Origin of the sequence: Cupriavidus sp. U2 (assembly GCF_009663685.2) — a bacterium.
Classification (GTDB): domain Bacteria; phylum Pseudomonadota; class Gammaproteobacteria; order Burkholderiales; family Burkholderiaceae; genus Cupriavidus; species Cupriavidus necator_C.
Genome location: NZ_RCOG02000026.1, coordinates 1 through 12,682 on the forward strand (window position 1 = coordinate 1; position 12,682 = coordinate 12,682).

Sequence of the window (12,682 nt, forward strand, 5' to 3'; positions counted from 1 at the left end):
CGGATGGGCATCGGCTCGGACCCCCGCATCGGCTACAGCTTCCTGTACGCGGGCGCCGGCTACGGTGGCTCCTGCTTTCCCAAGGACGTGCAGGCGCTGATGCGCACAGCCAGCGCCTATGGCAAGCCGATGCGGGTGCTGGAGGCCGTGGAGGCCGTCAACGATGCGCAAAAGCAGGTGCTGGGCCGCAAGGTGGTCAATCGCTTTGGTGAGGATCTGACCGGCAAGACTTTCGGTGTCTGGGGCCTGGCATTCAAGCCCAATACCGACGACATGCGCGAGGCGCCGGCCCGCGTGCTGGCCCGTGAACTGGTATCGCGCGGCGCGTCGCTGCGCGTGCACGACCCCGTGGCGATGCACGAGGCCCGCCGCGTGCTGGAAGCCGACCTGGCTGATATCCCCGGCGGCGTCGACCGCGTGTTGTTCTGCGACGCACAGATGGACGTGCTGAAGGACGCCGACGCGCTGGTAATCGTGACAGAGTGGAAGGTCTTCCGAAGCCCCGATTTCTCGCAGATTCGTGCTTCGCTCAAGACGCCTGTCATCATCGACGGCCGCAATCTCTATGAACCGGATGCCATGGCACAGGCCGGCATCGAATATCACGCGATCGGGCGCTCATCCGGTTTGACACGATCATTAGCGTCATAATGTGAAAACGCCCCCGGTGATCGTATAAAAGTTTGCCCGATTTAGAGTCAAGGCATGTGAATTATGCTGGGGGCGCAGCGAGGCGCATCACCGATGCTGGCATGTAAGGTGAGCAGTTAGCGGCTTCCGCACAAGCCGGTTATCTCCTCGATAGTGATTCCTATTATCATGAGTTTTGGGATGTCAACGACCGCGGTTGCCCTATAGGACACTAAATGCGTCAATTCGTACACAAATGAGGTAATGATCACAGCAATCGCTTCGAGCATCAGAATTTCTCGCCAGTTGCGCAAGCAGTGGCGGCATCGAAGTATCTCAAGCTAGCCGGTATCCTTCCGATAGTCCTTTAATGGACCTCAGCGATATCACCCAACGTGCCGCCTCGAATAACGAAGTCACTGACTGGGAACACGCATCCTCACAGGTGATCGCCCGTGCTCTCAATTCTGCGCTCGGTGCTCAGGATATTGCGGGTTTCGCCAGCCTGCTCTTCGAAATTGCGGAGGACCGTGGCCTCGTGGGCGTGGATGGCACGCACCTGTCGACTAGCAATGCGCCATATGCGAGTCTGCTGCCGCGAGAAAAACATCTGCTCGCTGATGCCTTTGATCTTTTCTTGCACCTTGACCTAGTGTTCAAAGTAAGCGGCGGCGACATCGAGGGCTGAATGATACCGCTGACCTGACCCGAGCGCAAAGATTCCCAACGCTCGGCGTCATTCTTGTCGCAAGCCTGGCTTCTGTACGGGTCCGCATACTTCCCCAGTCACCACGCGGTGTCATGCACCGCGTATAGCGCGACGTTGGCCGCTACGTCAGCGTAGTGTTTCGGCCTCGCCGACGCAGGTAGACCAGCGTCCGAACAGCGTTCGAAGTCCCGAAGATCGGCGAGACCCTACTTCAGTATGGGGAATACGCCTTCAGGCCATTCGATAATGAGGTCGATAACCCACATACCAAAAACAATAAAACAGGAATTATGACGCTCATCATTGCCACCAATGTTCTGGCGCTCAATGCGGCCGCGAACGCGCGATGGGCCAATAGTGCCTTGGCTGACAGCATCAGACGGTTATCGTCCGGACTACGCGTGAACAGTGCGCGCGACGATGCGGCGGGACTGTCGATTGCCAATCGCATGTGGGGACAAATCACCGCGGCAAACCAGGCACGCCGCAACGCAGGCGATGGTATTTCGATGCTCGAAACGGCCAGTGGGGCGCTGGACTCGCTCAATGGTCGCCTGCAGCGCGTGCGAGAACTCAGTGTGCAGGGGCTCAACGGCACGCTGTCGCTTGCGGATACAGATGCCATTCAGGAAGAAATCAATTCGAACCTAAAGGAAATTGACCGGCTGACACGCCAGACGGCATTCAATGGGCGTCGGCTTCTGGACGGCAGCGCCGGCACAGTCAATCTGCAGGTCGGAGCCAATGACGCAGAAGAACTGTCGGTGAACCTAGGTGGTGCAGGTTTTGGCGGCCGGCATCTCGGATACGGTTCTGGGTATCACCACGCTGGTAGGGCGGAGCACTAACGTACAGGTAGACAGCGCGACCACCACCGTTCACTGGCCGGCGGGAAGCACCAGTCCGAACATTGTGCGCGATGCCAGCGGCCATATCTATGTGCAGGATGTAGATGGCTCCGGTCGGCCTACCTTTCAGGAAGTAGGCTATTTACCCCGCACCGACACGGTCACCGGTCTCAGCGACGTCGGGCTTTATCCGTCGGGACCGCTGGTCTTCGATGCGCTAGCAGCAGTGGCGCCACGCGGCTTTGGTACGCCAAACTTGCTGGACGATACCAATACTCCGATTTCCGGCGGCTCGTTGGTGCAGGCCGACGATGGGCGGTATTTCATCCTGAAGGCGGGCAATTATTACGCGGCCGCCATCCGCTTCGGCCAGTCCGGCGCGCTGTCAGCTACGGCCACGGACATGACCGCGCCGCTGACCGCTGCGGACTTTGCCACGCTGCCTGCGACCCTGACCCAGACGCCGGCCGTCGACCCGGCTACCGATTCCGTAGCGTTCGAGGACAGTAGCGGCACCACGATCAGCGCATCGGCGGCGCGCTTGCTTCAGCGCAGCGACGGGACCTATACGATCGAAGTGGATGCGGGGGGAGGCAACCTGCGCTACTACGATGCCAACGTGGCCATGGAAGCCGATGGCACCACGCGGACCATGACAGCCCGCGCCATGAGCACAGCGTACCAGGTGTTCACTGACCTGCCGTCGCTGGGCGGGACCTCATACATCACGCTGAATCCGGCCAATGTCACGGTCAACTACACCGATGGCAACGGCTTCACGCGTACCGACGTGATGACGCTCGGCGACGACGGCAGCGGCGTCGGTGGAACACCCGCTTGGGCGGCCAACTTCCTGAGACTGCGATGAGGAGTGTTGTTGTAGTCAGTGACGATTCTTACTAACTCTCTATATCCATCAACCAGCGAACTTACAGAAACTTCTTTGGCTTTTTTGAAGTGTTGACGACTGTTGGGATCCAGGGGGCGATCCATGTATGCGCCGGATAGTCCGCAGGAAGCCTGTCTTTGCTTTACACTTTTGATCAATCGCTCAATTATCGCTTTTGCGTCAGGATTTTTCGGGGGCATGTTATGTCGCCCGTATCCGAAGAGATTCCGTAACCGATTTGATGGTCGCGTTAGAAATCATTTCTGAGCCGTGATCCGCAGTTATGCATAAGCAAACAACGCCGCGCGGCCAGGACGTGTCGTCTACGTCGATTCCTAGGATAGGAAAGCGCGGCGTCCTTGCTGTGAATGCTACTAGTAGGGCATATTTCAGTTCTTCATAGGATGCTGGCTTAAGGGATATATATGCCGAAACAACGTAGCGACTCCATCGGTCAATAATCAAATAGATGATTGCCGTACGAAGCGGGATTGCGTTGGAATCGCTTGACCGTAAATGCATTCGGCCACCTGTGGCATCGACCTCGTAATTGATCCCTGGGCCTTGTGAATGATGGGCTCCCGCGAATCCCGGGTTGTTAGGTCGCGTCCTGATATTTTCAAGTTCTTCTTTGGTAAGAATTAAATTGCGTTGTAGATAATATCGAATTTGGCACGCTGAAACAGGTTCGGGAATCTTTTTATGGATGTAGGCGATATGTGTTTCTGGGTGTCTCTTTGGGAACTCATTAGCAAGATAATCTTCATGGATCTGGCTCACAAACGTAGGTTTTTGCGCGCAACGTTTCGCAGCCACATTCATGTCCCAAATATCCTCTTGGGTCACGACAAAAGAATTCGGTCCTCTAACGATCGAAATCGCCGGTTAACGTCCCCTACGCCCTTCCGTCGCGATGGCCGACGGTTGGGATACGTTGCCGCCTGGTTTTGTGCCGCGAGGAAGGGCCATTAAAGCCCTCCGATCACAGCCAAAGTAGTAATATCTGATAACTAACCTGAACAGGCTCGTGAATTTTCGTTCGGTTCTTTCCGCGTATCTACGTATGATAAATGTATAGCGATCGCGCTCGAGATTTCTCTTAATTTCAAACTCGGTTAGCAAAGGCTCTAATACCGTCCATGCTTGAATGTAAGCATGGTATTCGATCGTGTCCTTATCTGGCTCCAAGAGTAGTGCGGCAGGAAGATCAATCTTAACCCATATTGTATTAGTTTCTTGAATTATGTTCTCAAATTCAGAATATGTAAATTTAATTTTTGAGGCCGCCTTGCGTATCTTGCGTATTCGGCGTCCCGAACCAAAATTGCGTAAAGGCAATCATCGAATAAATGCGTAATACGCAGAAGTCTGCTTTCTTTCGTCCTTATTGCCAGCCCCCTTGCGTAGGCCGGCATCGATATTGGAGTGGTTATTAGCATGTTACTCGTGCAGAATAACAGGAGCGTATAATTTCAATGCGTGGAATAGCGAAACGCGAAGCAGATCTTTCCAGGCACAATATCGAAATGTGTCCAAGGACGTCTTTTTGCTTATGGATAGTTGCTTTGATAGGGTGCTTATTATCTCGTTCAAAGTCCCGGCCCGGTCATGGGTTCTGAGGAACGCATTGACATAGTTCTGGAGTCCACTAATAGGAGTGTACCGATTGACAAACCAGGCGCGCATAAAAGTTAGCGCATCCAAGACTAGGGGGTACTTGGAAGGATCGAATAGTGACGTGTCGACTACCTTCCACGAAAGATCATTATTTTTACACCATTCGTACTAGACCGCGAGTCGGCGTTTGACATTGGGATCATCTAGATCATCAATGGTCTTGATGCTGTGTGCGCTATATAGAAGGCCGGAATCAGATTTGCGTGTGATGAGAAAATCGACAGTAAACGGTTCTGGGTAGATCCCTTTGTTCGGGTGACGCAAGCCGTACTTAGAGGAGATAATTTCCGTGGCGCCGATGTCAAGGATCGGCCATTGTTCGCGAATGTCTACAACGTCTTGCTGCCGTTCGCGGATAAAGAAGTAAGCTAGTTCGATGGATGACAGGAAATGGTAATTCCTGGGCACCAAGATTCCGCGGACAACACTTGAGTCACCCTTTGACTTCACATCTTTGACCGTGAGCCAAGGGCGGTAGTCGATACCTGAGCCTACGCCGCGGTGCTTTGCAATGCGCGATCGAAGGTACGGAGGATAGCGAAGTGGGCCAACGGGCCATTCCATAGCTTCAGGTTAGACCTTCTGCCAAAATTCTCCGTAACAAATTCTCCGTAACCTTAGTCAGCCCAAGCCAGCCATGACACCTAGCCGAATCGCCGCGATCGCCGTGATCGCCCGCATTGCCGTCCTCCTGCTGCCGGTCAGCCTTGCCGGCTGCGTATCGATCAGCAGCAGCGATCCCAACCCGCCGCAATCGTCCACCGTGGTCACGCCTGCCGGCAGTGCAACCACCGTCTGCAGCCCCGGCCCCTGCTAGGGCGCCGGCCGTGCGCCCTGTCGCGCGGCGGCCAGATCCCGCACCTGTCGCATGACGCCCTCGGCGAACAGCACCGGGCCGTGCATCGGGATGCCCGCTTCGCGCAACGCGTCGGCCGTCCACGTATTGCAGGTATAGAAGCCGTTGTAGCGCGCCGTGGCGCCGAAGTAGAGACCGCCGGGATAGGGGCCGTTGCCCAGCCCCAGCGGCTCGCCGGCGTCGTTTTCCTCGATCGTCCGGTTCAGGAACGCGCGCAGGCGGCCGATGCCGGCTTCGTCCAGTTCCAGGTCCACCACATTGCCCGCGCCGAACGCGGCAGCCGGGGTGTCGCGCAGGATCGTCAGCAGGATGGCGCCATCGCCGGGCAGCAGGGCCGACAGCAGTGTCATCGGACCGCGCTCGCCGGTGATCAGGTAGTGGCGGTCGCCAAAGCCAAAACAGAGATAGGTGGAACCGTCATAGCCCCGGGTCACGCGCAGGAGCCGCGCATCGGCATCGACGCTGCGGATGCAGATGTCGGTGTGCCAGTCGCGCTCAACCACCGAGATGGCGGTGACGGCTGGCGCTGCCACGGCCGCCGGTGCTGTGGCGCAGCCGTATATGACCAGGGTGGTGGCCAAGGTGGTGGCCGCGCCGGTCAGGGCGATGCGCAGGCGGCCGGGCATGGTCAGGCGGCCGCCACCGTGCGCCATCGATTCCGGACTCATGCGATGCCTGCTGCCTGCAGTCCCCACCCGGCCAGCGCGCACGCCAGCACCACCGCCCATGGCGGCACGCGCCAGACGGCCAGCGCAACCAGCGCCAGCAGGGCCAGCGCGAAATCCGCCGGAGTCAGCACGGCGCTGGTCCAGACCGGGTGATACAAGGCCGCCAGCAGCAGCCCCACCACCGCCGCGTTGACACCGGCCAGCGCGGCACGCGTGGCGCCATGGCGGCGCAGCCGTTCCCAGAAGGGCAGCGCGCCGAAGACCAGCAGGAACGACGGCGCGAAGATGGCCACCAGGCAGAGCGCGCCGCCGGCCCAGCCGCTGGGCGCCAGCGTACCGGCGGCGCCCAGGAAGGCGGCGAACGTGAAGAGCGGCCCGGGCACCGCCTGCGCCGCGCCGTAGCCGGCCAGGAACGTATCGTTGTCCACCCAGCCTGGCGGCACCACGGCGGCCTGCAGCAGCGGCAGCACGACGTGACCGCCGCCGAAGACCAGCGCCCCGGCGCGGTAGAAGGCATCGAACAGGGCCACCGCGTGATCGCCGGACGCGCGCGCGGCAAACGGCAATCCCACCAGCAACACCGCGAAGGCCGCCAGGCACAGCAGCGCCACGCCATGGCCCACCGGCACGGACAGCGGTTCGTGCGGCACGGCCTCGCCGCTGCGGAAGCGGCGCGCGCCAATCAGGCCGGCCACCACCATCACGCCGAGCTGGCACGCCGGCGACGGCACCAGGCTGACCGCCACGGCGGCCAGCGCCATCAGCGTGATACGCGGGGCGTCAGGGCAGAGCGACCGGGCCATGCCCCATACCGCCTGCGCCACCACGGCCACCGCCGCCACCTTGAGACCGTGCAGCGCGCCGGCCGGCATGAGATTGCCATAGCGCGACAGGCCCAGCGCAAACAGGATCAGCGCCACGGCGGAAGGCAGCGTGAAGCCGATCCACGCCGCCAGCGCGCCCAGGTAGCCGGCGCGTGACAGGCCGACCACCATGCCTACCTGGCTGCTGGCCGGACCCGGCAGGAACTGGCACAGCGCCACGATATCGGCATAGGCGTGTTCACTGAGCCAGCGGCGCTGCGCCACGAACGCCTCGCGAAAATACCCCAGGTGCGCCACGGGGCCGCCGAACGACGTCAGGCCCAGGCGCAGGAACACCACAAACACTTCCCACGCGGCGCTCATGCCTGGTTTCCTTTGGTGTCGTTCATGCGGATGGTCGCCACCAGCCCGGTGCCTTCCGACGCCGGCCGGTTGGCCAGGTCGATCGACAGTCCATGCAGTTCGGCAATGCGCCGCGCGATGGAAATGCCGAGCCCGGTGCCCTGTTCATGCTGCGAGCCGCCCCGGAAAAAGCGGCTGCCCAGCCGCGCCAGCTGGTCCGGCTGCACGCCGGGGCCGCGGTCGGCCACCACGATGCAGTCGGGCCTGAAGGTCAGCGTGACGGTAGACCCCGCCGGGCTGTAGCGCAGCGCGTTGTCCATCAGGTTGCGCAACATGGTGCCAAGCAGCGTGGGGTCGCCGCAAACGTCGATGGGTTTGGCGTCGGGCGGCGGCCAGACGATCTCCATGTCGACGCGGCGGCGTTCGGCCAGCAGGAGGCAGTCGGAGAGCACTTGCTGCGACACATCGCGCCAGTTCACCGCGCTGCACGAAGGCGGGCCGTTTTCGTCCTCCAGCCGGCTCATCGTCAGCAGTTGCGATACAAGATGGCTCAGGCGGTCGATGCCGGCTTCGACGTTGATGGCGGCCTGGGCACGCTCGGCCGGGTCGGCGGAGCGCCGGGCCACGTCCCACTGCGCCTTCAGCGCGGCCAGCGGCGTGCGCATTTCGTGCGCGGCATCGGCGGTCAGCCGGCGTTCGTGTTCGAGCAGCGCCGATACGCGGTCCAGCTGGCGGTTCATCGCGTGCACCAGCGGCGCCAGTTCGGGCGGCGCATCGTGCAGCGAGATCGGCGTGGGATCGCCCGGGGCCCGCGTGGCGATGGTGTGCGACAGCGCCAGCATCGGATGCAGCATCCGGCGGATGCCCCACACCAGCAGCGTGGTCAGCAGCGGCAGCCCCACCACCCAGGGCAGGACCTGCGCCTGCAGGTACGACCACACCAGTTCCTCGCGCTCGGCCATGATCTGGCCCACGCAGACGCGCCAGCCAGCCGCGGGCCCATCCAGATAGTAAAGGCGCCATGGCACGCCATCGATCTGCCGGTCGGTAAAGCCACGCACGCCGGGCAGGCGCGGCAGGCGGTCGCCGTCGGGATCGATGCGGAAGGGCTGGCCGGTGCCGCGCCAGGTGGCGATCGCCATGTCGCCAAGCCCGGCGGCGCCGAGGTCGCCCAGGTCGGTATCGCCGGGCACCATGCCGTCTGGCTGCGGGTGCGGCGGTACCGCGCCGGTGCTGATCAACGGCAGCACCGCCTGCATCTGCTGCGCCATGCGCACCATGGCGGTGTCATAGAACTCGTTGATCTCCATGCGCGCGTTCAGGAAGATCATGACGCTGGTGAGGACCCAGGCAAATGCCACCGATGCCAGCACGACCAGTATCAGCCGCCGCTGCAGGGTCATGCATCGTCCCCGTTGCCGTTGCCGTTGCCGGTGTCTGTCGAGGGGGTTTCCAGCGCGTCGAGCGTGCCGAGCGTGTAGCCGGCGCCGCGCAGCGTGCGCACAATGCCGGGATGAATCTTGCGCCGCAGGTGGTGGATATGCACTTCGAGCGTGTTGCTCTCGGAGCCTTTTTCCCACTCGTAAAGCTTGTCGCGCAGGAATTCGCGCGTCAGCACGCGGTTGGGGTGCGCCAGCAGCAGTTCCAGGAGCATCGATTCGCGGCTGGTCAGGTCCACCGACTTGCCTTGCCAGACGGCCAGCCGCGCGGCCGGGTGGTATTCGAGCGGGCCGTGGCGCCACACCGGCTCGGGCATGCCCGCCGACCGGCGCGTGACGGCACGCAGGCGGGCAGCCAGTTCGTCCAAATCCACAGGTTTGATCAGGTAGTCGTCGGCGCCGGCATCGAGCCCGCTGATGCGGCTTTGCACCGCGTCGCGGGCGGTCAGCACCACTACCGGCGTCGGGCGGCCCTGGTTGCGCCAGCGCGAGAGCAGCGTCACCCCGTCCTGGTCGGGCAGGCCCAGATCCAGCAGCACCGCGTCGTAGTGCATGGCGGCAATGGCGCGGTCGGCATCGGCCCCGGTACGGAACCAGTCCACGGCGTGGCCCATCAACTTCAGGCCGCGCTGCATGCCATCGCCCAGCATGGGGTCGTCTTCAACGATAAGTATTCTCATGAGCGAACTGCTTGAAACGGCTGTTTATTGGTATCGAATGAGACGGGACGCATGATGCACTTGAAGCGGTCCAAGCGTAGCATCGTGACGGGCCAGGTGCACGCTTAATCTGAAGTTAAGGCAGATTCCCTAATCTGCGCGCTCGATGCTCCGAGATCAATGCGCGTGCGGGACGGATCAGGCACAAACGCGACTTCGGCGGCCCCTATCCGGACACGACATGCACCTTCCTCCTAGTAAGCAACGCATCACGCACGATGCGGCTGACCGCGCCCGTACGGTTTCGCTGCCGGCTGGCTTGCGCGTGTCTGCCGTGGCCGGCTGGACGGCGCTGTTCGTGGCCGTGGCGCTGCTGGTGTGGTTCGGGACGCTGGGCCTGCGGCACCTGGTGGGGCCCGACGAAGGGCGCTACGCGGAAATCTCGCGCGAGATGCTGGCCACGGGCGACTGGGTCACGATCCGCTACAACGCCCTCAAGTATTTCGAAAAGCCGCCATTCCATATGTGGGCGACCGCCGTGACCTATGCGCTGTTCGGCGTGGGCGAATGGCAGGCACGCCTGACCGTGGCGCTGGCCGGCCTGCTGGGAATCGGCATGTCGATGCTGGCCACCTGGCGCTGGTTCGGCCCGCGTGCCGCCGCGTTTGCCGGGCTGGCGCTGCTGGCCGCGCCGATGTGGAGCGTGGCCGCGCATTTCAACACGCTCGACATGACGCTGGCGGGCGTGATGTCGTGCATCCTGGCCTGCATGCTGGTAGCCCAGCACCCTGGCGCCTCGCCAGCAAGCCGGCTGCGGTGGATGGTCGCGTGCTGGGCGGCGATGGGCGTGGCCATCCTGACCAAGGGGCTGGTGGGCATCGCGTTGCCCGGCCTGGTGCTGGTGGTCTATACGCTGGTCACGCGCGATTGGGGATTGTGGCGCAGGCTGCACCTGACCGCTGGCGCGGTGACGATGCTGGTCGTCGCCGTGCCGTGGTTCTACCTGGTGTCCGAGCGCAATCCCGAGTTCCTGAACTTCTTCTTTATCCACGAGCACTGGCAGCGATACACGTCGGGCGTGCATTCGCGCGGCGGCCCGGTCGTGTACTTCGTGCCGCTGGTGCTGGCGGGCTTCCTGCCCTGGGCGGGGCTGTTCCCCCGGCTCTGGACAGCCATGCGCAGCGCGGCCCCGGCCGAGGATGCCACCACGCGCGCGCGCTTCCGTCCGGCGCTGATGGCCGGCATCTGGGCCATCGCCATCTTCGTGTTCTTCAGTCTGTCGCGCTCGAAGCTGCCCGGCTACATCGTGCCGGTATTCCCGGCGCTGGGCATCCTGGCCGGCGTGGCGCTCGACCGCATGGATGCGCGGGCCTGGGGCCGCCAGCTGCGGGCCATGGCCATCGTTGCGATCTGCGGCTTGCTGGCCAGCCCGATCGTGGCCACGCTCAATGCCAACCACACGCCCAATGCGTTCTACCGCGCCTATGCCGTCTGGGTCGCCGTGGCCTTCGTGGTGATGCTGCTGGCCATCCTTGCCGCACGCATGCTGCTGCAGCGTCGTGGCGTGCTGCCCAGCGTGGCAGTCTACGCCCTGGGCATGTACATGGGATTCACCGCCGCACTGCTCGGCCACGAGACGGTGGGCGGCCCGGCATCGGGCGCCGACCTGGTGCCGCAGATCCACCAGCGGCTGACGCCGGGCATGAAGCTGTACGGCGTCAACATGCTGGATCACACACTGCCGTTCTACCTGGGCCATCCGCTGACGATGGTGGGGGCGGCGGACGAGCTGACATTCGGCACCACGGTGGAACCGCAGCGATGGGTGCCCGACATGGCGGCCTTCGCAACGGTCTGGAAGCAGGGCGAGCCCGCGATGGCGGTCATGTCGTCCCAGACCTACAGGGAACTGTCGCCAGGCCTTCCACTCTACGTCGTGGCGCGCGACTGGCGCCGTGTGGTGGTGACCAACGTCCCGGCTGAGCCGCCGCCACAGGCGCGCTAGACCGACCTTCGAACTACCCGTTTTGGCCGACACCGCGCGGCCCTTTTTCGTTTTGAAAGATTCCCGATCCATGCACCAAAAGCGAGTCCTGATTCTTGGCGTCAACGGCTTCATCGGCCACCACCTGACGCGCCTCCGAGGGTGACATCACCATCAACAAGGAGTGGGTGGAGTACAACATCCGCAAGTGCGACGTGATCCTGCCGCTGGTGGCCATCGCCACGCCGGCCACGTACGTGCGCAACCCGCTGCGCGTGTTCGAGCTGGACTTCGAGGCCAACCTGCCGATCGTGCGCAGCGCCGTGAAGTACGGCAAGCACCTGGTGTTCCCGTCGACCTCGGAGGTCTACGGCATGTGCGCCGACGAGGAATTCGACCCCGAGGCCTCGCCGCTGATCTACGGGCCGATCAACAAGCCGCGCTGGATCTACGCCTGCTCCAAGCAGCTGATGGACCGCGTGATCCACGCCTACGGCATGGAGCAGGGCCTGAACTACACGCTGTTCCGCCCGTTCAACTGGATCGGCGCGGGGCTGGACTCGATCTTCGAATCGAAGGAAGGGTCGTCGCGCGTGGTGACGCAGTTCCTGGGCCATATCGTGCGCGGCGAGCCGATCAAGCTGGTCGATGGCGGCGCGCAGAAGCGGGCGTTTGCCGATATCTCGGACGGCATCTCGGCGCTGATGCAGATCATCGAGAACAAGGATGGCGTGGCCAGCGGCAAGATCTTCAACATCGGCAACCCGAAGAACATCCACTCGGTGCGCGAGCTGGCCGAGATGATGCTGAAGATGGCGGCCGATTACCCGGAGTACGCCGAGGAAGCGCGCAAGACGCAGATCGTGGAGACGTCGTCGGGCGAGTTCTACGGCAAGGGCTACCAGGACGTGCAGCATCGCGTGCCGAAGATCGACAACACGATCGACGAACTGGGCTGGAAGCCCGAGGTGACGATGGAACAGGCGCTGCGCCGCATCTTCGAGGCCTACCGCGACAAGGTGGTGGACGCCCGTACGCTGGTCGACAGCAGCAACTGACCGTCGCCGCCCCCAACTTCCGACGGCGCCGGGGCGGCGCTGTCGGAATCCGGCCGACGGCGGCGGCATGTCCACTGAGGGTAGACTAGGCGCCACGCG

At 62.5% G+C, this 12,682-nt stretch carries 12 protein-coding genes and 1 pseudogene; 7 read left to right on the plus strand and 6 right to left on the minus strand.

Annotation, left to right across the window (positions count from 1 at the left end):
* The 4 genes from D9X30_RS18540 to D9X30_RS18555 all read left to right on the plus strand — a co-directional run.
* Positions 1–651 (plus strand): UDP binding domain-containing protein (locus D9X30_RS18540; RefSeq protein WP_194946520.1); only part of this gene is annotated, 651 nt, incomplete at its 5' end.
* Between the two features lie 349 nt (positions 652–1,000).
* Entirely contained in the window at positions 1,001–1,318 is a 318-nt protein-coding gene (locus tag D9X30_RS18545) for a hypothetical protein (protein WP_153948058.1), read from the plus strand.
* Between the two features lie 311 nt (positions 1,319–1,629).
* Positions 1,630–2,187 carry a flagellin N-terminal helical domain-containing protein gene (locus D9X30_RS18550; protein ID WP_228770927.1) on the plus strand — a complete coding sequence of 186 codons (558 nt, stop codon included), beginning with the start codon at positions 1,630–1,632 and terminating at the stop codon, positions 2,185–2,187.
* The gene (locus D9X30_RS18555; RefSeq protein ID WP_228770926.1) at positions 2,114–3,055 is read left to right on the plus strand and encodes a hypothetical protein; all 942 of its coding nucleotides are present in this window, start codon (positions 2,114–2,116) and stop codon (positions 3,053–3,055) included. The genes D9X30_RS18550 and D9X30_RS18555 overlap by 74 nt, the downstream gene beginning before the upstream one ends.
* Before the next feature lie 222 nt (positions 3,056–3,277).
* Here the strand turns inward: D9X30_RS18555 and D9X30_RS18560 are convergent, their stop codons facing one another.
* Positions 3,278–3,898, minus strand: a complete 621-nt coding sequence (locus tag D9X30_RS18560) for a TnsB C-terminal domain-containing protein (protein ID WP_153948057.1) — start codon at positions 3,896–3,898, stop codon at positions 3,278–3,280.
* Positions 3,899–4,861: 963 nt separating this feature from the next.
* A complete protein-coding gene (locus D9X30_RS18565) occupies positions 4,862–5,317 on the minus strand; it encodes a PDDEXK family nuclease (protein ID WP_153948056.1) in 456 nt (151 codons plus the stop codon).
* A gap of 73 nt (positions 5,318–5,390) precedes the next feature.
* Here D9X30_RS18565 and D9X30_RS18570 point away from each other — a divergent pair, with 73 nt between their 5' ends.
* Complete coding sequence (locus tag D9X30_RS18570) at positions 5,391–5,570, plus strand: hypothetical protein (RefSeq protein WP_153948055.1); 180 nt, start codon at positions 5,391–5,393, stop codon at positions 5,568–5,570.
* On the opposite strand, the gene D9X30_RS18575 is transcribed toward D9X30_RS18570, so the two are convergent.
* The 4 genes from D9X30_RS18575 to D9X30_RS18590 are packed head-to-tail and all read right to left on the minus strand — an operon-like array spanning position 5,567 to position 9,562.
* Complete coding sequence (locus D9X30_RS18575; protein ID WP_228770925.1) at positions 5,567–6,277, minus strand: DUF2459 domain-containing protein; 711 nt, start codon at positions 6,275–6,277, stop codon at positions 5,567–5,569. The two genes, D9X30_RS18570 and D9X30_RS18575, sit on opposite strands and share 4 nt — an antisense overlap.
* Entirely contained in the window at positions 6,274–7,464 is a 1,191-nt protein-coding gene (gene chrA / locus D9X30_RS18580; protein ID WP_153948054.1) for a chromate efflux transporter, read from the minus strand. Before chrA ends, D9X30_RS18575 begins: the two co-directional genes overlap by 4 nt.
* The gene (locus D9X30_RS18585) at positions 7,461–8,846 is read right to left on the minus strand and encodes an ATP-binding protein (protein ID WP_153948053.1); all 1,386 of its coding nucleotides are present in this window, start codon (positions 8,844–8,846) and stop codon (positions 7,461–7,463) included. The genes chrA and D9X30_RS18585 overlap by 4 nt, the downstream gene beginning before the upstream one ends.
* A complete protein-coding gene (locus D9X30_RS18590) occupies positions 8,843–9,562 on the minus strand; it encodes a response regulator transcription factor (RefSeq protein ID WP_153948052.1) in 720 nt (239 codons plus the stop codon). Before D9X30_RS18590 ends, D9X30_RS18585 begins: the two co-directional genes overlap by 4 nt.
* Positions 9,563–9,782: 220 nt before the next feature.
* Between D9X30_RS18590 and D9X30_RS18595 the strand changes: the two genes are divergently transcribed.
* Positions 9,783–11,546: a glycosyltransferase family 39 protein gene (locus D9X30_RS18595; protein ID WP_153948051.1), complete on the plus strand. Its 1,764-nt coding sequence runs from the start codon at positions 9,783–9,785 to the stop codon at positions 11,544–11,546.
* A gap of 70 nt (positions 11,547–11,616) precedes the next feature.
* Positions 11,617–12,583: pseudogene (locus D9X30_RS18600) on the plus strand (bifunctional UDP-4-keto-pentose/UDP-xylose synthase).
* Positions 12,584–12,682: the final 99 nt, after the last annotated feature.

Bases quoted from the DNA above. Each gene is read 5' to 3' on its own strand.
- D9X30_RS18545 (WP_153948058.1), top strand. From the start codon at position 1,001: ATGGACCTCAGCGATATCACCCAACGTGCCGCCTCGAATAACGAAGTC.
- D9X30_RS18550 (WP_228770927.1), top strand. From the start codon at position 1,630: ATGACGCTCATCATTGCCACCAATGTTCTGGCGCTCAATGCGGCCGCG.
- D9X30_RS18560 (WP_153948057.1), bottom strand. From the start codon at position 3,898: ATGAATGTGGCTGCGAAACGTTGCGCGCAAAAACCTACGTTTGTGAGC.
- D9X30_RS18565 (WP_153948056.1), bottom strand. From the start codon at position 5,317: ATGGAATGGCCCGTTGGCCCACTTCGCTATCCTCCGTACCTTCGATCG.
- D9X30_RS18570 (WP_153948055.1), top strand. From the start codon at position 5,391: ATGACACCTAGCCGAATCGCCGCGATCGCCGTGATCGCCCGCATTGCC.
- D9X30_RS18575 (WP_228770925.1), bottom strand. From the start codon at position 6,277: ATGAGTCCGGAATCGATGGCGCACGGTGGCGGCCGCCTGACCATGCCC.
- chrA (WP_153948054.1), bottom strand. From the start codon at position 7,464: ATGAGCGCCGCGTGGGAAGTGTTTGTGGTGTTCCTGCGCCTGGGCCTG.
- D9X30_RS18585 (WP_153948053.1), bottom strand. From the start codon at position 8,846: ATGACCCTGCAGCGGCGGCTGATACTGGTCGTGCTGGCATCGGTGGCA.
- D9X30_RS18590 (WP_153948052.1), bottom strand. From the start codon at position 9,562: ATGAGAATACTTATCGTTGAAGACGACCCCATGCTGGGCGATGGCATG.
- D9X30_RS18595 (WP_153948051.1), top strand. From the start codon at position 9,783: ATGCACCTTCCTCCTAGTAAGCAACGCATCACGCACGATGCGGCTGAC.